We start from the raw sequence: 20,588 nt of genomic DNA, 5'->3' as shown, positions 1-20,588 counted from the left end.
TTATTTATTCGAAAATAAGCCTGTCATAATGTGAGGCTCGATGGTTTGAGACACCATTTGAGCCTCTTTGTTTAATGTTTCCCTGTCATCGGGGGGAACCCCTGCTTTAAGCATGGCGGAAAAAACTTTGTAGGCATCATTCTTTGAGTCATAAGCACGTAATGTGCTGAAGTCATTCACCCAGCCAATGATGATAGTTTTATTTTTCTCGCTACAGCGGAAGAATAAGCGAAATTGCTGTAAGAATTTAGCTCGAAACCAATGTTTATGTTCTGTACCCAACGTATCTCCTTGGTAAAACATAGGGTCGAGTGGGTTAACGGCAATACGTTCTTCAATGACTTTATTTATTGCCGCCAATAATTTGGTTGGTGCTTTCTTTTTATAGCCTGCTGGATCGGCGGTTTTTAAGGATTGAACTGTGCTGACTAATGCTACTAGCTGCTCTAAAAAACAGGCGTGAAAAAAAATTTTCCATCCATTAATTTCTAACATTTCCCTGTTACCTCATGTTACTCGTCAGTCAGTGGCGCATCTAAATCAATATCTATATTAGCGGTCAGTTCATTGATCTTATTCCATAATGCTACAGGGGCAGGGTAGATATGTCGTGGGTTTTCTCTCATGTCTTTCTCAAGGAATGTCAAAAATTGAGAGACAACTGGGTCGTCTTGTGGCTCAGTTTGGCGAGACATAATGACATTACCATCCGCAAGTAGCGAATATTCAATGGTTTCACCGGGTTTTAAGTGTAGAGCATCACGTATAGCGGCGGGGATCGTTGTTTGGCTGCGTTCGGTCAGGCGGGATTTGGCACGCAGCGATACCGTAGCTGGGTTTAAATCAATCATTTTATTTGCCTCATCGCATTTCATTTTACAATGAGTGTAATGCAAATGCATTGCGAAATGCAAGTGCATTACTTTTTATGTGCGCGAATGTGATTTAACTAAGGCACCATCGACAAGCCCGCTATCTGCCGCCAATAGCCGTTACAGCTTTGGTTTTCAATACGCAATGGCATCATGCCATCTTCATTAGCCTTAAACCGAGCAAGTACATCAAGGGACTCAACACTTTCAGGGGAAATGCGTACAATATCCACTAAACCTTTCATCGATGCCAACTCATTCCCGAGGTTATAGCAGTCACCACTGAGCGTTTGGATACCATTTAAGGTAAACACTTGTTGTTGCTCTTGGGAAAGCACCTTGCGCCCTTGAGGGTAATTAATGCAGCAGGTTTCGCAATCGTCTTTTTGCTTGTTTTCTGAACGAGCAGTAAAGCAGCGGGCTGAATAGGCAAGGGGAAGATGGCCGTAACTCATGACTTCCACTTCGAATTTATGGCGAATACCGATTTCTTCACATTGATTGAGTAAGTTAATCAACCAATCACGGGAGAGCTCAACAGGCATGCACCAACGTGTCATGCCTTGGCGCAGTAAAATATTTAGTGCTTGGGCGTTGTAGCAATTGAGGCCGTGCCCAGCCACAAATGGCAGTTTTTTATCCACCAACATGTTGATGACGCCAAAATCGTGCGCTTCAAGTAAAAACTCGCCGTTATCTACCAATTTTGTGATTTCTTTTAGCTCTGAAGGCGCTTGTAACAGCGCAAGGGAGCTCAAGACGATTTGCTTACCACTTTTGGCTAATTGCTGGGCCAGCTCTATCCAATCATTGGGCTTCATTTCACGGCGCTTGCTGCATACCGTTTCGCCAAGATAGATAATATCGGCTTCACTTTGCATGGCGAGTTGATAAAAGTCGTTTAACATCTGTTTTGGCCAGTAATAAAGCACAGATCCTAAAGAGTACTGCATGATAGTTTTACCTTTTAATTATTGCCATTTGCGATGATAAGCACCCAACGTGGTTTGGCTTCCTTCAGAAAGCTTTCCAAGCGCTTTCATCCATTTAGAATCGGTGACAAATTTATCCGGGTTGGCTTTATAACGGTCAATGGCTTGGCGCCAAATGCGCGCTACTTCAGAAACATAAGCAGGGCTACGTTGGCGACCTTCAATTTTCACGGAGGCAATATTTGCTGCCATTAGCTCAGGTAATAATTCAATCGTATTGAGGCTGGTGGGCTCTTCGAGAACATGGTATTTCTGCTCGTCCACCAAATAGCGGCCTTTACACAATGTTGGGTAACCTGCATTTTCATCGGCTTTATAACGGTCGATAAGCACGTCATTGAGGCGTGATTCCATACCATCAGCCGTTTGTTGCCAACGCACAAAGCGGGCAGGGGAACAGGCTCCAACGGTATTTGGGGACTCTCCCGTCAGGTAAGAGGATAAATAACAGCGCCCTTCGGCCATAATACACAGGCTACCAAAAGCAAATACCTCGAGGGGGACAGGGCTATTTTTCGCCAGTTGCTTAACTTGATGAATTGAAAGTACGCGAGGCAGTACGACGCGGTGGACATCAAAGTTGCGCTGATAAAAGCGGATTGCTTCGGTATTGGTGGCAGAGGCTTGCACGGAAACATGTCTTTCAATATGCGGGTATTTAGTGGCAGCGTACTCTAGCATCGCGATATCGGCTATAATAAGGGCATCGGCACCAAGGTCAGCGGCAAGATCTACCGAATCTTGCCATCGCTGGTAGCCATCTGGGTGAGCAAATGTATTGATGGCGATATGCAATTTACGATTGCGGCTGTGAATATAACGTTCTGCTTCATGCAGTTTTTTTTGCGTAAAATTCAAACCTGCAAAGTGGCGTGCGTTAGTATCATTTTTTAGCCCGATATACACCGCATCAGCGCCATTATCCACAGCGGCTTTTAAAGCAGGTAAGTTTCCTGCTGGGCAGAGTAATTCCATTAACCTATCCCTGTATAAATTTTGACAGCCGCTATTTTAGTCAAGGGAACTGTTATAGATTTTGATTTAGAGCAGAGAAATTGTTAATGGATGTTTGTATTCGTTACGTAAATGGCAAAATGGGCAGATAAAAAATAAATATTGGCGAGATGGGTAAAAATTGATATAGGATCAGACCCGTGCCCCGATTTTTTGGCAAGATACTTATCATAACCCAAATAACGCATCAATAATATCAACCAATATCATTATTGATTGTTAGAATTTTTTTAAATTATGTGTATAGACAACATGTTACCCTAATTACTTCGAGCTGCTACTCTGATTAAGTAGTTACACGAAAATGGGCAGACAATGAATACGGGAGTCAGTATTGTGTTAGGTAAAATTCGTTCTCAACTCATCACAAAAGGCCCTTCACTTTTGAAATTACCTTTAAAGGTGACCCCATTTGCTGTTCAGCGTCAGGTGCTTGAACAACTGTTAAGTTGGCAGTTTCGTGAGTCAGTAAAAGAAGGGGAGCTTGATTTTCTCGAAGATAAGTGGCTTAAAGTGGAAGTCCGTGATTTAGCATTGGTGTGGTTTATCAGCCTACAAAATGGTCAGTTAGCAGTCAAGCAACAGGCAGATGCCGATGTCAGTGTTAGCGGCAATGCCAATGATTTGGTGTTGATTGCAGCACGGAAAGAAGACCCTGATACATTATTTTTCCAACGCCGTTTGGTGATTGAAGGGGATACCGAGTTAGGGTTATATGTGAAAAACTTGATGGATGCGTTTGAGCTCGAAAATATGCCAGCGCCCTTGCGTTTCGCATTATTGCAATTAGCTGAAGTGATTAAAACGGTACAAGATAGCGAGGACGCAGAGCATAAAGCCCCTGCGTTGACCTCATGCTAATTCGGGTAGAGATCCCTGTTGATGCCATGGGCATTGATAGGCTACTGCGAGAAACCTTCCCAACAGAAGCAGAAGCTAACCTTGTTCAACACCTACGTGAAGACGGTTTGCTGACATTGGGGGTTGTTGCCACCAATGATAATGGTGAAGTGATAGGCTATGTGGGCTTCACCCCCGTTGACCTAAATGGCGAAGACGTACAATGGGTTGGGTTAGCACCTTTAGCCGTTAATAAAGCCCACCAAGGGCAAGGCATTGCAGAGAAACTGGTTTATGAGGGGTTAGATAGCCTGAATGAATTTGGTTATGGTGCAGTGGTTGTGCTGGGTGATGAGCAATATTACTCGCGCTTTGGGTTTGTGCCTGCTTCTAAGCATGGCATTCGTTGCCAGTGGCCAGAACAACAAGCTCACTTTTTAATTTGTGGGTTAGAAAATGGTGGGATAGGCGAGCAACAAGGTGATGTGGTCTATTCTTCACATTTTGACAATTTAGCCTGAGCTAAATAAGCCGTCAAATCGCTAGGCTGGTCAATGACCAGCCTTTCTTTTGTCTTTTTACTCAGTTGCTTAACCTTATATTCCAGTTGGGATGCGACTGAACGCGAACCAATCAAACATGAAAATGCTAATGTTAGTGGCATTTTTCCTTTCAATGCTTTTGCTCCCGTTCCCGCTTTATGTTGTGCAAATCGGCGCTGTACATCCGTCGTGATCCCGCAATAAAGTGCGTTATTTTTCTCCCTCACTAGATAGAGATACCAGCTATTTTGCTTTAATTCGCTTTTTTCTGACGTGTTTTTTGTCATTATGTGCTGCTTTATCAGTTAAAAACAATGGGTTAAAGACGAATATATTCGTTAAAGAAGTTATTTATAACACATTAATATATAAATAAAAAACGTAATAAAGTTGTCACAAAGCAGCAACCTCAACATAGGTTATAATTCAATTTATTTGAATAAATATAGCAAAATATGCTAATTTTCATTCCAAGTTAAAGCGCATAATATGATCCATATCACAGGGGAACAGTAAAAACCCCGATTAAAAATCAAGTTTACAAAAAGGAATATACGATGAAAAAATCAACATTATTTGCTGCTGCTTTAGCTTTAGGTGCTGTATCATTTGGTTCAATGGCTGCTGATGAAGTTCAACATTCTAGCCAACCAGCTGCGGGTTATGTCTCAGTGACTGGTGCCGTTAGTGTAAATGACCTGACCGCACAATTGGCCAAAAAAGCTGATGAAGCTGGCGCAACTTCTTTCCGTGTGATTTCTGCAAGCGGTGAGAATTCAATGAGTGGTACTGCGGCTATCTATAAATAATCTTTACTCGTCATACTTCGAGCCGTAGCGTTGTTGGCCGCGTTCATTCGCACTAGTCACATACTTATGTATGCTCCTAGCGCCTCGTTCACTTGCCGCCTAGCTACAACTCGAATTATTTAGAGTAAATACTCGAATTTAGTTGGCATATAAGCCTAAAAATATTTAGCTTAATATTTCAGCTAGTTAGAGTATAGTAATAGCGAATTTACGCCTACGTTCAGAACTGTTTTAACGAGCTCACGGAGTTATCTCCAAGAGCTTGTTCTGAACGGGTTTATATGGAAACCGCTATGACGCCTGAACAAACCTTAAAACACATCCAACGCTATATTTCCCGCCAACATGTTTTTTCTCTATTCACTCACCATCTCAATGATATCTGGCCTGCCAGTTGTTATTATGCATTTGATGCGAAAAGTATGTCGTTGATCCTCATGACGGATCCCAACTCTACACATGGTCAATTGATGATGGCTAACACCCAAGTGGCGGGCACTATCTCTGCGCAAACCAAAGCGGTAAATGCGATACAAGGGGTTCAATTTATTGGTGAAATTGAAAAGCTTGGCGGAGAGGCTGAGCTGCAAGCGCGAAATGCCTATTGCCGACGATTTCCCGTGGCCCTCGCGGCGAAGCTACCTGTATGGCAGCTTCACTTAACGAAGGTTAAAATGGTGGACAACAAGTTGGGGTTTGGCACCAAATTGCATTGGGCCCGAGAAGCCTAGCGCAAATGGTGGATCACTTGATTTGCACTGCCGCGCCAAATTAAGCGTGGGTCGTGTAAATCTTGCTCAAACTTGCCGTCAACTAAGGTATTAACCAAGCTGACAACTTTTTGTTGTTCGAGCGTCAATTCAGCTAGCTTATAGCCAGTCCATACCCAGATGTCCTTATCCGGGCAGACCGCTTTCACTCGCTTTACTAACTTGAGCACCGCTGGCAAATTGGCTGGGTGCAGAGGGTCTCCGCCAGAGAGGGAGAGCCCTTGTCGGCGGATACGGGTATCTTGCAAATCTTGGATGATTTGGTCTTCCATTTCTTGAGTGAATGGCGCGCCAGAATCCACTCGCCACGTACTTTGGTTATAACAACCGCGGCACTGGTGGACACACCCCGCTACAAACAGTGTGCAACGGGTTCCTGGGCCATTAACCACATCAACAGGATAATACTGGTGATAATTCATACCATTAACCTATTTGGCCATTACCTAAGTGTTTGATACGGCGCTTCACTTCTTCTTGTTTACCTGCGTTAAATGGGCGTGCATCAGGGCTGCCTAAATAGCCACATACGCGGCGGATCACCGAAACACGGTTGGTGTCATGGTTGCCGCAAGCGGGGCAGGTAAACCCTTTGCTAGTACAGGAAAATTCACCAGAAAAACCACATTCATAACATTCATCTATTGGTGTGTTGGTTCCATAATAAGGAACGTGTTGATAGCTATAATCCCACACATCTTCCAGTGCCCTGACGTTATGTTGCAAGTTAGGGTACTCGCCGTAACAGATAAAACCGCCATTCGCGATTGCAGGATACGGCGCTTCAAAGTCAATTTTGTCGTATGGATTAACTTGTTTTTCAACATCTAAATGGAAACTGTTGGTGTAGTAGCCTTTATCTGTGACGCCATTAATGACACCGAATTCCGCGGTGTCGATGCGGCAAAATCGGTCGCATAAATTTTCACTTGGTGTGCTATATAAGCTGAAACCGTAGCCTGTTTGTGCTTTCCACTCGTCTGTGGCTTGGCGTAGACGATCAACAATAGCCACGGCTTTTTCACGCAGTTTTTCGCTGTCATACACGTGGGTTTCTGAGCCAAATAGCGCATTGATAGTTTCATGTAATCCAATGTAACCTAAGGAAATTGAGGCTCTGCCATTTTTGAATATCTCAGCGACATTATCGTCCGCTTTTAATCTTACACCACACGCACCTTCCATATACAGGATAGGGGCAACACGGGCTTTCACGGTTTCTAGGCGGGCAATTCGTGTCATTAAGGCTTTTTTCGCGATAGCAAGGCGCTCATCTAATAACGCCCAGAATGCATCTTCGCTGCCTTGCGCTTCAATGGCGATACGCGGCAAGTTCAGGCTGATGACGCCTAAATTGTTGCGACCATCATGAATTTGTTCGCCATTTTCTTCATAAATCCCTAAGAAGCTGCGGCAACCCATTGGGGTTTTAAATGAACCAGTGACATCAACCACACGGTCATAATTGAGGATATCGGGGTACATGCGCTTGCTGGCACATTCTAAGGCTAATTGCTTGATATCGTAATTTGGGTCGTTAAGTTTGTGGTTTAGCCCATCTTTGATAGCGAAAACCAGTTTAGGGAACACGGCGGTTTTGCGGTTTTTTCCAAGGCCTGCAATACGGTTTTTCAGAATTGATTGTTGAATTAAGCGCGCTTCTTTTGATGTGCCTAACCCAAAACCAAACGTAACAAACGGTGTTTGGCCATTGGCGGTATGCAGTGTATTCACTTCATACTCTAAAGATTGGAATGCATCATAACACTCTTTATCTGTGCGGCTTTGTGCGTAACCTTCTGCGTCAGCAATTCCCCATTCTTGGGCCACTTCTAAGTGTTTTTGGTAACTGATCGCCACATAAGGCGCTAAAATCTCATCAATGCGGTTGATGGTTGTGCCACCATAAATATGGCTAGCCACTTGAGCAATAATTTGCGCTGTTACCGCTGTTGCTGTTGAAATAGATTTAGGTGGCTCAATTTCCGCATTTCCCATCTTAAACCCGTTAGTTAACATACCTTTTAGGTCAATTAGCATACAGTTAAACATCGGGAAGAATGGCGCATAATCGAGGTCGTGATAGTGAATTTCACCTCTTTCATGAGCTAAAACGACATCACGAGGTAAAATATGCTGTTTGGCATAATGTTTTGCTACGATCCCAGCAAGTAAATCTCGCTGAGTTGGGATCACTTTACTGTCTTTATTGGCATTTTCATTTAACAGAGAGACATTACTTTGCTCAATTAATCCACGAATATCATGGGTAAGCTGGCTGCGTTTTTCACGCTCGCTGTCCCTATCATGGCGATATTCGATGTACGCACGGGCTAAATCTTTGTACGGCCCTGACATCAATTGGTTTTCAACAGCATCTTGGATTTCACCAATATCCACTTGGTTACGGTTGCAAAGCTGCTCTGTGACGATAGAAGCAACTTGAAGACAATAATCGTCATCCTTAACATTCACCGCTGCGGCTGCGCGCTTTACGGCTTCTTGTATTCTTGGAAGGTCAAAACTGACCTGACAACCATCTCTTTTAATGACAACCGTTCCCACTGTCTCTCTCCTTTTTAAGTTATCCACAGTGCTAACGGTATTATTCGTTATCTTTCTGCTGAGTATCTTATCTGTGGATAAAATGTGAATAAATACTACATATTGTGCCTATGCTGGTAATTAAAGCACAATATATAGGTTATTGCTTTTTTTTAGCTGACATTAATTTGATCCAAAACAAAGAAAATAATTAAGTGCCTGAATATCCAAAGGGGGAGCTGGAAATAAATAATTTAGAGAGCCAGAAAAAAGTTTACCTTAAGTTTCGATTAGATTAATGGAGATATAGGGTATTTGGGAGAGGAAAATGGGGGGAAGGAATAGGAGGTCTTGGGAAAAACGAACACCCCATTGATATCATGGGGTGTCTAGATTGAATTAAGCGTTATTTGCGTACAGCAATGGCTTCAATTTCAATTTTTACGTCTTTTGGCAGACGAGCAACCTCAACACAAGAGCGTGCTGGGAATGGTGCATTGTGTTGCTTGAAGAATTCTTCATAGGTCGCATTGACTGTCGCAAAGTCATTTAAGTCTTTAACGAATACAGTAGTTTTAACGATATCAGCTGCGGTTAAGCCTGCTTTTTCTAAGATTGCTTTGACGTTAGCCAGTGATTGGCGAGTCTGTGCAGCGATATCTTCTGGCACGTCACCGGTTTTTGGATCAACAGGGATTTGGCCTGAAGTGATAACCATGCTACCCAAATCAACGCCTTGAACGTATGGACCAATGGCAGCGGGTGCGTTTTCTGTATTGATTTCGTATGACATAACTACTCCGTTTCATCACGTAAGAGAAGCGACTCACCTGATATTTTCTAGGCAGAGCCACATTTTTATGGCTATTAGGCGCTATTAAAACACGGATTGCGCCCAGACAACACCGAAGTCTACGCTGAAATAACCTATTGATTATTGATCACGGCGTCTCTATCGAACTCTTTTTCGCAGAAACGGCAAGTCAGAGCGACTTCTTTGCCCACTTTCTTCACGCGAAAACTGCTTGAAACGGGTTCATTGTGGCTAATGCAGTTACTGTTTGGACATACCAGTACGTTATCGATATGCTCTGGTAATGTTAATTCTAATTTTTCAACGACTTGGTAATCTTCAATACGGTTTACGGTCGCTTCTGGCGCATACATCGCCAATTGGTTGGCTTGCTCAGGGGTTAAAAAGGTATTTTCAATTTTGATAATGTCTTTTTTGCCCAGATTACTAGACGGTAAATTTAACCCAATGGTGATGCGCTCATCAGTTTTGGTTAATTTAAATAATTTTAGTAACTTAAAGCCGATTTGAGCAGGAATATGGTCGATAACCGTACCGTGGCTGATGGCTTCAACTTGTAATTTATGGTCGTGTGTCATGATGGTGTCCTCCTCAGATAGCCAATTCTTTATTTAAAACCAGTGATAGCAACGCTTGGCGTGCATAAATTCCGTTACCTGCTTGCTGGAAGTAATATGCATAAGGGGTGCTATCGACATCGACTGTAATTTCATCAATACGTGGTAGTGGGTGCAAAACTTTTAGATTCGATTTTGCCGAGTGCAGGTCTTCAGCACGCAAGATGAATTGTGCTTTCACATTGGCATATTCAGATGGGTCGAGACGCTCTTTTTGAACGCGAGTCATATACAGAATATCCAGCTCTGGCATCACTTCATCAATATTATTGTGTAGGCTGTAAGTGGCACCTTTTTCTTCCAAAATATGCAAGATATGATTTGGCATAGATAGTGCTTCAGGTGCGATAAAGTAGAAGTGATTGCCTTCAAACTTAGATAAAGCCTGTGTTAGTGAGTGTACAGTTCTGCCATATTTGAGGTCACCGACCATGGCGACTTGCAGGTTTTCCAAGCGACCTTGGGTTTCTTGGATGGTGAATAAATCCAGTAACGTTTGTGTTGGGTGTTGGTTAGAGCCATCCCCAGCGTTGATGACAGGGATTTTACCCGCAAACTGGCTGGCTAAACGCGCCGCACCTTCTTGTGGGTGGCGCATTACAATGGCATCGACATATTGGCTAATCACGGAAATTGTATCCGCTAGCGTTTCGCCTTTTTTACCCAGTGACGTATTGGTGCTATCCGAGAACCCAACGACCGAAGCGCCTAAGCGGTGGATTGCTGTTTCGAATGATAAACGCGTTCTGGTTGAGGCTTCAAAGAAACAACTCGCAACGACTTTATGTTTTAGAAGTTCAGGTTGTGGCTGTTTTTTTAATGATGCAGCCACGTTGAGCACAAGCTCAAGGTCTGAGCGGTCTAAATCGTTAATCGAAATGATATCGCGAAGATATAAAGGATTCGGCATGGTTGTTCTCCTTTGTCAGCAAGACATGTTAGGTCTATAGGCCAAAAAAAAGCCCCTCAAATGAGGGGCTTTCTTATGAATACGGAGGGGAAAAACAAGCTGTCCAGACCGCTCGAAGGCAGTGCGTTGGAGGTGTTCTGTGTAAAAAATACAGCAGCAGCGTTCATGGTTTCTCCCGACAAATTGTGGCGCATTATACGCATGTCTCTCGCTGACGCAAGCGTTTGCATAAAGAAAAATGAAATTTTTTTCGTGTGTGTTTTTAGATTAAAAATTAGGCAAACAGATAAAAATTTAAAAATCAGTAAGATGGGAAAATTTTTTATGGTGGTTATCACAGGGGATTCTTTATGGGTAATCTATCGCTAAATTCCCTGCGAGATTAAACGTATGTTCGCCATAGTCACTGGCCTCATTGGGGGCAACTCTCACCAATGCAGCATCGAGATAATAGATTTTTTGATTTTGTGTCATGGTAATAGTCACGCCTTTATTGGGTAAAATTGCTTCTCCTTGCCAACTCAGTTTGACTGCATGTGTTTTGCTGGTGGTTTGGAATAAATGGTTAGAGTAGGTGTTTGCAGGCGCAGCAAATGATAACTTAGCATCAACTGCCGTTTTGCAGTCAATGGAAAGTGGGATTTTGTGTGTTACGGTTTCTTGCCCCATCCTTTTAGAGGAAACATCCCCGTGTGTAAAGTCTGAATAAATAGCGTTATCGGTGAGCTGGCATAATATCGGTGCGTTTGAAAACGTTCCATTAATATGAATAGGCATATTTTGTGTTGCTGCTTGAGAATAAGGGATAATACCAGCTAATAATATGGATGAGACATATATTATAAATTTAATAGTATGCATAAATGAAGTAGCTCAAATAGAATATGACTTATTTTTTGTCATCATACATTTTGAGCTGTGTGATATTGTTACTCAGCTCAAAATGTAGGTAGAGAGTATATTATTGGTAAGTAATTGCTAAGTTACCTGTAATATCAAAGGTGTGGTTACCGAAATCGTTAGGGCTGTTAGCCGTTAATCGAGCAATACTCGTATAGAAATAAATCGTGTTTCCACCTTTAGCAATTTTAATGCTATCGGATTGACCCGGTTTTACTTCAGTACTGTTGTATTTTAATTTCACACCAAATGCGTCACTCGAGGTTCTAAAGGCTTCGGGTAATTTAGGCGCATTAGTTGCAGCAAATGTTAATTTTGCATCAGCAGGGAATTCACAGGAGAAACTTAAATAACCTGAGCTTTTAAACGCAGTCTCATCACCTATTTTTTCTAGTGTATTGATTGCACCAAAGGTCGTTGTATTTTCTAATTTTGCATCATTACAAGGTTGGGTCACATTAGAAAATGTACCTTTGATGTTAATTGGCATATTTTGAACAGCGGATAGGGCTGGTAAAGAGACACAAACAAGTAATGCTAAACCACTTTTTTTTAGCAAGTTCATGAAGAAATTCCTTTTAATTAATATTAAGAAATAACATTCTAGTCAATATATTGTTTTTATTGAATAGAGGTAATGCAAATAAAAATTTAATTTTGGCGTAGTGATTAATATAAGGTTAAATTCTTTTTTTAAACCTCTATGGATTAATTGATTTTAATTTTTAGTATATATACCTAATGTTATTTTTTAATTGCACGTTTAATTACGTAAGTAATGTTATTATCTTTTATAGTTAATTTTTTGAGTTTTTTAAAATAAATTAAATGTGTTAAATTATTTAAGCTAAAAATGATATTAAAATACAAGACAAAACCTTATATGAATTTTTTTAGGGGATATTATTGGTCCTATGCGGATGTAGTTACTCCCTCAACCCAATAACTGGCGTTGAGGGAAATAAGCTTAGAAAATATTGACAGGTAACTCAGGTGCTAATGTTGCCACCATGACGGCTTTAATTGTGTGTAAACGGTTCTCTGCTTGGTCGAAAACAATGCTGTAAGGAGATTCAAACACTTCCTCGGTGACTTCTAAGCCGCCGTACATATTGAATTCTTTCGCCAATTGCGCACCGAGCGTGGTGTCTTCATTGTGAAATGCAGGTAAGCAATGTAGGAACTTCACATTCGGGTTGCCTGTTAACTTAATCACATCCATATTAACCTGATATGGTTTTAACAGATTAATTCTTTGTGCCCAAACTTCTTTGGCTTCACCCATCGACACCCATACATCTGTATAAATAAAGTCTGCACCTTTAACCCCTTCGGCAACATCTTCTGTGAGCGTGATTTTTGCCCCTGTGGTTTTGGCAATTTCTTGGCAGGTATCAATCAGCCCCTGTTCAGGCCAACAGCTTTTAGGTGCCACTAAACGCAGGTCTAACCCCGTTAGCGCAGCGGCCTCTAGCATTGAGTTACCCATGTTATTACGTGCATCGCCTAAATATGCAAATTTGATTTCAGAAAATGGGGTATTTGGTCGGTGCTCTTGGATGGTGAGTAGGTCGGCTAATAACTGTGTGGGATGGAATTCATTAGTTAGTCCATTCCAAACAGGCACTCCCGAGTGTGCGGCTAGTACGTCAACGGTGCTTTGCGCGAAACCCCGATATTGGATACCGTCATACATTCTGCCGAGGACCCTTGCCGTATCTTTCATGGTTTCTTTGTGACCAATTTGGCTGCCAGAAGGCCCTAAATAGGTGACTCTCGCGCCTTGGTCAAAGGCTCCGACTTCGAAAGCACAACGGGTCCGAGTGGAGTCTTTTTCAAAGATCAGGGCAAAATTTTTCCCTGCAAGAAGGGGTTGCTCTACACCTGCTTTTTTTTCTGATTTTAACCATGCAGAGAGCTTTAACAATGAATGAATTTCGCTAGAGGTGAAATCCAATAATCTTAGAAAATGCTTACTATAGAGGGGATTCATAAAATGCAGCCTTTTTTGATTGAATTAATATTCAATTTATATTCATAAAAATTCAAAATCAACCCCCAATGAAAAAGAATTATTCTGAAAAGTATGGTTTCACTGTTAACCCTATGGGAGAATGGCGCAGAGAATAGCGATAATGGAATAAGGGGTGTGGATATGGTTGATAAAGCGGAACTCGACGCGCAGTACGAAGAAACTCGTCTAATTATCGAAGAATTACTGGAAGATGGCAGCGATCCAGATGCACTGTATGCCATTGAGCATCACTTTTCTGCGGATAACTTTGCGTTATTAGAAAAAGCCGCAGTTGAAGCGTTCAAATTGGGTTATGAAGTAACGGATGCGGAAGAGCTCGAAATCGAAACGGGTGAAACGCTAATGTGCTGTGATGTGATCAGCGAAAGCGCATTAAATGCAGAGTTAATTGATGCACAAGTTGACCAATTAATGAAACTGGCTGAAAAAATGGGCGTCAACTACGATGGTTGGGGCACTTATTTTGAAGATCCAGATGCAGAAGATGATGATGAAGACGGTGACGATATCGAACCGGAAGATCGCGTTCATTAATTATTAGTCACATCATTCAAATACTTAAAAGGATAGCTAAACACTATCCTTTTTTGTTATGGCAGAACTACAATGCCTTCAACATGCGAATTTCGCAGTCACTATGGCCAGTGCTGCCAAGGGCTTCATCAATAAATTCAAAGCCTAATTTTTCATACAGCTTAATGGCTGCTTGTAGCTCTTTTGTGGTTTCTAAATAGCAACGGGTATAGCCTTGCGCTTTTGCAAACTCTAATGACATCAGGACGATTTGCTTCGCTAAGTCTTTGCCACGTAAGACAGAAGACAAGTACATTTTTTGTAGCTCAGCTGTCTTGTCATCACCGCCTGCCAGCTGTGACACGCCGCCGCCCCCAACAATTTCCCCATCCATTTCTACCACCCAATACGCGCTGCGTGGCTGGCTATAAACTTCAAATAAGGTGTCTAAAATAGGGTCAGCTACTGCGAAGCCTTTGTCTGCTGTTAAGCCATGTTCTGCAGAAACTTCGCGGATCACCGCTGCGATCCCTGCATTGTCTTTTTGTTCGATAAGACGAACGTTGTAGTTTTGTGTTGTCATGTGAAACTCTTGATTATTATTGTGTACAACTCAGTGTAGAGAGAACCTGAAGGGCACTTCAATCTGAGAACTGCGAACGCAGTTATTTGATAATACGCGAATTAACAGGCAAGAAAAAGCCCTTATCCGCGAACGAATAAGGGCTGCCAAATTGATTGATTAATCAATTATTATAAAGAGGCGATAGTCACTTTCTGTGCTTCAATTTTCGTTTTCGCTTCAATATTTGCAGTGAGACGCTCACGCTCTTTTTCAACAACCGCAGCAGGGGCACGGCTGACGAAACCGTCATTGGCCAACTTGCTTTCGATGGTGTCGATTTCTTTCGTCACTTTTTCTAGTTCTTTATCTAAACGCGCTAATTCTGCGTCTTTATCGACTAAGCCTGCCATTGGGATCAGCAGCTCAGCACCGTTAACCAGTTTGGTCACAGACACTGGCGCTTCTTCGCCATCCGCTAAAACACGGATTGTTGCAAGGCGAGCCATGGATTTGATAAAGTTTTGGTTCTCTTCAACGCGACGCTGTGCATCCGCAGAGGCGCCACGCAGCATCACATCAAGCGGTTTACCTGGCGAGATATTCATTTCAGCACGAATATTACGCACTGCAATGATCGCTTCTTTGATCCACTCAAGGTCATTGAGTGCCAGCTCATCCACTTTCGCTGCATCAAATTCCGGGAACGCTTGTAGCATGATGGTATCGGCTTCAATGCCTTTAACCACTTTCACGCGCTGCCAGATAGTTTCAGTGATAAACGGAATGATAGGGTGCGCAAGGCGCAGCAAGCCTTCAAGCACTTCAATCAGTGTGAAACGTGCCGCACGAACTTGAGCTTCATTACCTTTATGAACCGCAGGTTTAGACAGCTCTAAGTACCAGTCACAGAATTCATTCCATGTGAAATCGTAAAGAATATTCGCTGCGATATCATAACGATAGGTATCTAGCGCTTCACGGTAGGCTTTAACCGTTTGGTTAAACTCAGCCATGATCCAGCGATCGGCTAATGAGAAACTCATTTCGCCCCCGTTTTGGCCGCAATCTTGGTTTTCTGTATTCATCAGCACGAAACGGCTTGCGTTCCAGAGCTTATTACAGAAGTTGCGGTAGCCAGATAAACGCTTCATATCCCAGTTGATGTCACGACCAGTTGAAGCCAGTGCTGCTAAGGTGAAACGCAGGGCGTCAGTACCGTGAGCTTCAATACCTTCTGGGTATTCTTTGCGAGTACGTTTAGCAATTTTTTCAGCCAGTTGTGGCTGCATCATGTTACCCGTACGTTTTTCCAGCAGGTCTTCCAGTGAAATCCCGTCAATCATATCCAGTGGGTCAATTACGTTCCCCTTGGATTTCGACATTTTTTGGCCTTCTTCATCACGAATAAGACCTGTCATGTAGACAGTTTTAAATGGCACTTGCGGCTCGCCGTTTTCATCTTTGATGAAATGCATGGTCATCATGATCATACGGGCAATCCAGAAGAAAATAATATCGAATCCACTGACCAATACATCCGTTGGATGGAAAGTTTTCAGTGCATCGGTATTTTCTGGCCAACCAAGTGTTGAGAATGTCCAAAGACCGGACGAGAACCAAGTGTCCAGTACGTCGTCGTCTTGGCGCAGTGCAACATCTGCGGCTAAATTGTTTTCACGGCGAACTTCGTCTTCATCACGACCGACGTAGACATTGCCTTTTTCGTCATACCACGCAGGAATGCGGTGACCCCACCACAATTGGCGAGAAATACACCAGTCTTGAATGTCGCGCATCCAAGAGAAATACATATTTTCATATTGGCGTGGAACGAACTGGATACGGCCATCTTCAACCGCTTTGATAGCGTCTTTCGCCAAAGGTGCAGTACGCACGTACCATTGGTCGGTCAGCATTGGTTCGATAACTACGCCACCACGGTCACCGTAAGGTACGGTTAAATCGTGAGGTTTGACTTCAACCAATAAACCCAGTGAATCGAATTCAGCGATGATGGCTTTACGCGCAGCAAAGCGCTCCATTCCACGATAATTTTCAGGAATTTCACAGCTATATGCGGTAGAAGGGTGGCCGTTAGTATCGAAAACTTCCGCTTCGTTACGGACGTTACCGTCTAAGTCCATCATGTTAATCATAGTTAACTGATGGCGTTTACCCACTTCATAGTCGTTAAAGTCATGAGCAGGCGTGATTTTTACACAACCTGTGCCTTTTTCCATATCCGCGTGTTCGTCACCGACGATAGGAATACGGCGATTGATTATTGGCAGAATGATTTCTTTACCAATCAAATCTTTATAACGTGGATCTTCTGGGTTAACCGCAACACCTGTATCCCCTAACATGGTTTCAGGGCGAGTGGTTGCAACCACTAAATAATCTTTGCCTTCAGCCGTTTTTGCGCCATCAGCCAGTGGGTAGCGCAGGTGCCACATGGAACCTTTGATTTCGCGGTTTTCAACTTCAAGGTCAGAAATTGCGGTATGCAGTTTTGGATCCCAGTTAACGAGGCGTTTGCCACGGTAAATCAGGTTTTCTTTGTACATGCGTACGAAAGCTTCTTTAACCGCTTTGGACAAGCCTTCGTCCATCGTGAAACGTTCACGATCCCAATCAACAGAGTCACCTAACCGGCGCATTTGTTGGGAAATAGTGCCGCCTGATTCTGCTTTCCACTGCCAAATTTTATCGATGAAAGGCTCACGGCCGTAATCGTAACGGGTTTTGCCTTCTTCCGCGGCGATTTTACGCTCAACTACCATCTGGGTTGCGATACCCGCATGGTCAGTACCCGTTTGCCATAAGGTATTTTTACCTTGCATACGTTGGTAACGGATCATGGTGTCCATGATAGTTTGCTGGAAAGCGTGCCCCATGTGTAGGCTACCAGTGACGTTCGGTGGTGGAATGACGACACAGAAACTGTCTTGGGTGGTATCCCCATTAGGTTTAAAATAACCGCTTTTCTCCCAATGAGCATACAGGTTCTGCTCAATCTCTGCGGGGTTATAGGTTTTATCGAGCGAAGGCTCGTTCATTGGGCTATCAGGTTTCTTTTCCATCGTCTTTATATTCAGTAAGTTGGCGGCGTCGCCATAGTCAAATTGAAGCCGACGCTTCGGTATGTTTTATACCGTTCACGCGCCAACTGTTTTAAAGTTTCATCAATAGGTACAAAGTCTATCACTTCATGGAAAGCAGTTGCAAAATCTGCGAACTGCGATTGCAAATTAATCAAAATATCACGCGGCGTATTGCCTCGTTTTGCAGGCCAACAAATTTCAATAGGTGCACCATAACGAGGGCCTTCACCCGCCAAATTATGAGGCACAAACTGATGAGGGTCACGTTGCCACAAGGCTTCATCCATTTTCTCGGCTTGCTGCTGTGTTTCACAAGCAATCAAAACCCGCTTTCCATGACGCCACATTTGCGCCGCAAGCTCACAAGCTAACCATTCGTGGGCTTCAAGTTCAGATGATGGTGAAGGGTGTTCAAGTTGATAGAATGTACCTTTTTTCATAATACCCATTATACCCGTCATACTTAAATTTGTAGGGGTGTTGGTTTCGCGCTTTCACCTTAGTTACATACTTTTGTATACTCCTAAGGCCTCAAGCACTTGCCGCCTACCTACAAATTCAATTATTTAGGGTATAGCTAAAAATGCCATACATAAATTTGTAGGGGTGTTGGCTTCGCGCTTTCACCTTAGTCACATACTTTTGTATGCTCCTAAGGCCTCAAGCACTTGCCGCCTACCTACAAATTCAATTATTTAGGGTATAGCTAAAAATGCCATACATAAATTTGTAGGGGTGTTGGCAACGCTTTATTCAGCGGTCAGCGCAAGATTATATCTACGCTGAATTATATACTTTTTTATAGCTGCCTCAAAATGGCTTTATACATGTAGCGAAAACCCAAAAAACAATATCCCGAATCGCTATTGCTCATCGGGATATTTTTACTAACGAGGTACTGCTAAGTCACTAAATGGGATTATTCGTCACCATTTAAGCCAGCACGGTTCAGTAAGAACTGCGCTAACATAGAAACAGGGCGACCTGTTGCCCCTTTTGCTGCACCTGAACGCCATGCTGTTCCTGCGATATCAAGGTGCGCCCAGTTGTATTTGGTCGCAAAACGAGACAGGAAGCAGCCTGCAGTGATAGCCCCAGCAGGACGACCACCGGTATTGGCTAAATCCGCAAAGTTCGGCGTGATTTGGTCAAAATACTCATCCGCTAACGGTAAGCGCCATGCACGGTCACCCGCTTGCTCAGATGCATTTAACAGCTCATGGGCTAGCGGATTGTGGTTCGACATCAAGCCTGTGTAGTGGCTACCTAATGCAATCACACATGCACCCGTTAAGGTTGCGATATCGATAACTAATTCAGGGTCGAAACGCTCAACGTAGGTCAGCGCATCACACAGCACTAAACGGCCTTCTGCGTCAGTATTTAATACTTCAACAGTTTGGCCTGACATGGTCGTAAGAATATCACCAGGGCGATAAGCACGGCCACCCGGCATGTTTTCACAGCCAGCTAGAACCCCAATCACGTTGATAGGTAATTGTAACTCAGTGATAAAGCGCATCACACCGTAAACAGACGCAGCGCCGCACATATCGTATTTCATTTCATCCATGCCATCGGCAGGTTTGATGGAAATACCACCTGAGTCAAAGGTTAGCCCTTTACCTAGCAGAACGATTGGCTTGCTGTCTGGGTCTGGGTTGCCTTTATATTCCATGATGGACATCAGCGATTCGTTTTGTGAACCTTGACCCACCGCCAGATAGGCATTCATACCCAGCTCTTTCATTTGCTCTTCACCAATCACACGAGTGGTCAGTTTGCTATCTGAAAGGTCTGCTAATTGGCGCGCTTGAGACGCTAAATAACCCGCATTACAGATGTTTGGCGGCATATTGCTCAAGTCTTTAGCGGCTTTAACACCCGAGGCGATAGCCAGACCGTGAGAGATTGCACGCTCACCGCTGGTCAGTTCACGGCGTGTTGGTACATTAAACACCAATTTACGCAGTGGACGGCGATGTTCTGTTTTATTACTTTTCAGTTGATCAAACACATACAGCGATTCTTTTGCTGTTTCGACGGCTTGACGGACTTTCCAGTAGTTATTGCGGCCTTTTACATGTAATTCAGTTAGGAAGCACACTGCTTCCATTGAGCCTGTTTCATTCAGAGTACTGATTGTTTTCTGAATAATTTGTTTAAATTGACGCTCGTCTAATTCGCGTTCTTTACCGCAACCAATAAGTAGAATGCGTTCAGACAGAACGTTAGGCACATGATGGAGTAGCAGGGATTGACCTACTTTACCTTCAAGTTCGCCACGGCGCAGCAGGGCGCTGATATAACCGTCACTGATTTTGTCCAACTGTTCAGCAATTGGGGACAGACGGCGTGGTTCAAAGACACCGACAACGATACATGCGCTGCGTTGTTTCTCCGGGCTACCACTTTTTACACTAAACTCCATGCGTTCTCCTGAATCTTAAAGACAAAGGCCGATGCTCCCGCTAAAATTAGCGTTTCGCATGATCTACCTCATAGAGAATAAACTCTTTATGTTAAACTAACCATCTATACGCGAAATAACTCACGTTGTATGCTGTTTATCGCGAAACAACGTGAAGTATGGCAAGTATATCTGGTTTCACGAATATTAAGCATGTTCTGATATTTCAATCAGTATAGAGAATGCTTTTATATCATTCTAGCCATACAATAAACCAGAGTATATGTTAGTAAATGGCAGACATTTAACGAACTTAGCCATTTTCTTCCCAAAAGAC

At 43.1% G+C, this 20,588-nt stretch carries 23 protein-coding genes; 6 read left to right on the top strand and 17 right to left on the bottom strand.

The window, feature by feature from the left end; all coding sequences use genetic code 11:
• The 4 genes from J6836_RS15485 to ubiU form a co-directional block, all read right to left on the bottom strand.
• On the bottom strand, positions 1-495 hold the full coding sequence (locus tag J6836_RS15485; RefSeq protein WP_219244867.1) for a type II toxin-antitoxin system YhaV family toxin: 495 nt from the start codon (positions 493-495) through the stop codon (positions 1-3).
• Between the two features lie 17 nt (positions 496-512).
• On the bottom strand, positions 513-851 hold the full coding sequence (locus tag J6836_RS15480; protein ID WP_219244866.1) for a type II toxin-antitoxin system PrlF family antitoxin: 339 nt from the start codon (positions 849-851) through the stop codon (positions 513-515).
• Between the two features lie 98 nt (positions 852-949).
• On the bottom strand, positions 950-1,825 hold the full coding sequence (locus J6836_RS15475) for a U32 family peptidase (RefSeq protein WP_219244865.1): 876 nt from the start codon (positions 1,823-1,825) through the stop codon (positions 950-952).
• A gap of 18 nt (positions 1,826-1,843) precedes the next feature.
• Positions 1,844-2,839 carry a ubiquinone anaerobic biosynthesis protein UbiU gene (gene ubiU / locus J6836_RS15470; protein WP_219244864.1) on the bottom strand — a complete coding sequence of 332 codons (996 nt, stop codon included), beginning with the start codon at positions 2,837-2,839 and terminating at the stop codon, positions 1,844-1,846.
• A gap of 375 nt (positions 2,840-3,214) precedes the next feature.
• Between ubiU and ubiT the strand changes: the two genes are divergently transcribed.
• Positions 3,215-3,739 (top strand): ubiquinone anaerobic biosynthesis accessory factor UbiT, encoded by a 525-nt coding sequence (gene ubiT / locus J6836_RS15465; RefSeq protein ID WP_219249530.1) that lies wholly within the window; start codon positions 3,215-3,217, stop codon positions 3,737-3,739.
• Positions 3,733-4,239, top strand: coding sequence for a GNAT family N-acetyltransferase (locus tag J6836_RS15460; RefSeq protein WP_219244863.1), 507 nt, complete (start codon positions 3,733-3,735; stop codon positions 4,237-4,239). The genes ubiT and J6836_RS15460 overlap by 7 nt, the downstream gene beginning before the upstream one ends.
• Here the strand turns inward: J6836_RS15460 and J6836_RS15455 are convergent.
• Positions 4,209-4,547, bottom strand: coding sequence for a GIY-YIG nuclease family protein (locus J6836_RS15455; protein ID WP_219244862.1), 339 nt, complete (start codon positions 4,545-4,547; stop codon positions 4,209-4,211). The genes J6836_RS15460 and J6836_RS15455 overlap by 31 nt on opposite strands.
• A gap of 270 nt (positions 4,548-4,817) precedes the next feature.
• Between J6836_RS15455 and bhsA the strand changes: the two genes are divergently transcribed.
• Both bhsA and J6836_RS15445 read left to right on the top strand, forming a co-directional pair.
• On the top strand, positions 4,818-5,069 hold the full coding sequence (gene bhsA, locus J6836_RS15450; protein WP_219244861.1) for a multiple stress resistance protein BhsA: 252 nt from the start codon (positions 4,818-4,820) through the stop codon (positions 5,067-5,069).
• Positions 5,070-5,362: 293 nt separating this feature from the next.
• Positions 5,363-5,800 (top strand): YhbP family protein, encoded by a 438-nt coding sequence (locus J6836_RS15445; RefSeq protein WP_219244860.1) that lies wholly within the window; start codon positions 5,363-5,365, stop codon positions 5,798-5,800.
• On the opposite strand, the gene nrdG is transcribed toward J6836_RS15445, so the two are convergent.
• The 5 genes from nrdG to pyrB form a co-directional block, all read right to left on the bottom strand.
• Entirely contained in the window at positions 5,797-6,261 is a 465-nt protein-coding gene (gene nrdG, locus J6836_RS15440) for an anaerobic ribonucleoside-triphosphate reductase-activating protein (RefSeq protein ID WP_219244859.1), read from the bottom strand. The genes J6836_RS15445 and nrdG overlap by 4 nt on opposite strands.
• Before the next feature lie 4 nt (positions 6,262-6,265).
• A complete protein-coding gene (gene nrdD, locus J6836_RS15435; protein ID WP_219244858.1) occupies positions 6,266-8,404 on the bottom strand; it encodes an anaerobic ribonucleoside-triphosphate reductase in 2,139 nt (712 codons plus the stop codon).
• Between the two features lie 385 nt (positions 8,405-8,789).
• On the bottom strand, positions 8,790-9,176 hold the full coding sequence (gene ridA / locus J6836_RS15430) for a 2-iminobutanoate/2-iminopropanoate deaminase (protein WP_219244857.1): 387 nt from the start codon (positions 9,174-9,176) through the stop codon (positions 8,790-8,792).
• A 134-nt stretch (positions 9,177-9,310) separates the two neighbouring features.
• Positions 9,311-9,775 (bottom strand): aspartate carbamoyltransferase regulatory subunit, encoded by a 465-nt coding sequence (gene pyrI, locus J6836_RS15425; protein ID WP_206083263.1) that lies wholly within the window; start codon positions 9,773-9,775, stop codon positions 9,311-9,313.
• A 13-nt stretch (positions 9,776-9,788) separates the two neighbouring features.
• Positions 9,789-10,724: an aspartate carbamoyltransferase gene (gene pyrB / locus J6836_RS15420; RefSeq protein WP_219244856.1), complete on the bottom strand. Its 936-nt coding sequence runs from the start codon at positions 10,722-10,724 to the stop codon at positions 9,789-9,791.
• A gap of 75 nt (positions 10,725-10,799) precedes the next feature.
• Here pyrB and J6836_RS23205 point away from each other — a divergent pair, with 75 nt between their 5' ends.
• Entirely contained in the window at positions 10,800-11,093 is a 294-nt protein-coding gene (locus tag J6836_RS23205) for a hypothetical protein (RefSeq protein WP_219244855.1), read from the top strand.
• Here the strand turns inward: J6836_RS23205 and J6836_RS15410 are convergent.
• The 3 genes from J6836_RS15410 to argF form a co-directional block, all read right to left on the bottom strand.
• Entirely contained in the window at positions 11,073-11,501 is a 429-nt protein-coding gene (locus J6836_RS15410; RefSeq protein ID WP_219244854.1) for a hypothetical protein, read from the bottom strand. The two genes, J6836_RS23205 and J6836_RS15410, sit on opposite strands and share 21 nt — an antisense overlap.
• A 184-nt stretch (positions 11,502-11,685) precedes the next feature.
• Positions 11,686-12,189: a hypothetical protein gene (locus J6836_RS15405; protein WP_219244853.1), complete on the bottom strand. Its 504-nt coding sequence runs from the start codon at positions 12,187-12,189 to the stop codon at positions 11,686-11,688.
• A 402-nt stretch (positions 12,190-12,591) separates the two neighbouring features.
• Complete coding sequence (gene argF, locus J6836_RS15400) at positions 12,592-13,617, bottom strand: ornithine carbamoyltransferase (protein WP_219244852.1); 1,026 nt, start codon at positions 13,615-13,617, stop codon at positions 12,592-12,594.
• Positions 13,618-13,779: 162 nt separating this feature from the next.
• Between argF and rraB the strand changes: the two genes are divergently transcribed.
• Entirely contained in the window at positions 13,780-14,193 is a 414-nt protein-coding gene (rraB, locus tag J6836_RS15395) for a ribonuclease E inhibitor RraB (protein WP_219244851.1), read from the top strand.
• Positions 14,194-14,260: 67 nt separating this feature from the next.
• Here the strand turns inward: rraB and J6836_RS15390 are convergent, their stop codons facing one another.
• The 4 genes from J6836_RS15390 to pepA all read right to left on the bottom strand — a co-directional run bounded on the left by J6836_RS15390 (position 14,261) and on the right by pepA (position 20,272).
• Entirely contained in the window at positions 14,261-14,755 is a 495-nt protein-coding gene (locus J6836_RS15390; protein ID WP_219244850.1) for a GNAT family N-acetyltransferase, read from the bottom strand.
• A 170-nt stretch (positions 14,756-14,925) separates the two neighbouring features.
• Complete coding sequence (locus J6836_RS15385) at positions 14,926-17,796, bottom strand: valine--tRNA ligase (RefSeq protein ID WP_219249529.1); 2,871 nt, start codon at positions 17,794-17,796, stop codon at positions 14,926-14,928.
• A gap of 35 nt (positions 17,797-17,831) precedes the next feature.
• Positions 17,832-18,281: a DNA polymerase III subunit chi gene (locus J6836_RS15380; protein WP_219244849.1), complete on the bottom strand. Its 450-nt coding sequence runs from the start codon at positions 18,279-18,281 to the stop codon at positions 17,832-17,834.
• A 479-nt stretch (positions 18,282-18,760) separates the two neighbouring features.
• Positions 18,761-20,272 carry a leucyl aminopeptidase gene (gene pepA / locus J6836_RS15375; protein ID WP_219244848.1) on the bottom strand — a complete coding sequence of 504 codons (1,512 nt, stop codon included), beginning with the start codon at positions 20,270-20,272 and terminating at the stop codon, positions 18,761-18,763.
• Positions 20,273-20,588: the final 316 nt, after the last annotated feature.

The sequence above is a fragment of the Providencia sp. R33 genome, assembly GCF_019343475.1.
Classification (GTDB): domain Bacteria; phylum Pseudomonadota; class Gammaproteobacteria; order Enterobacterales; family Enterobacteriaceae; genus Providencia.
Note: the sequence above shows the minus strand (reverse complement) of the source record. Positions and strands in the feature narration are given on the sequence as shown.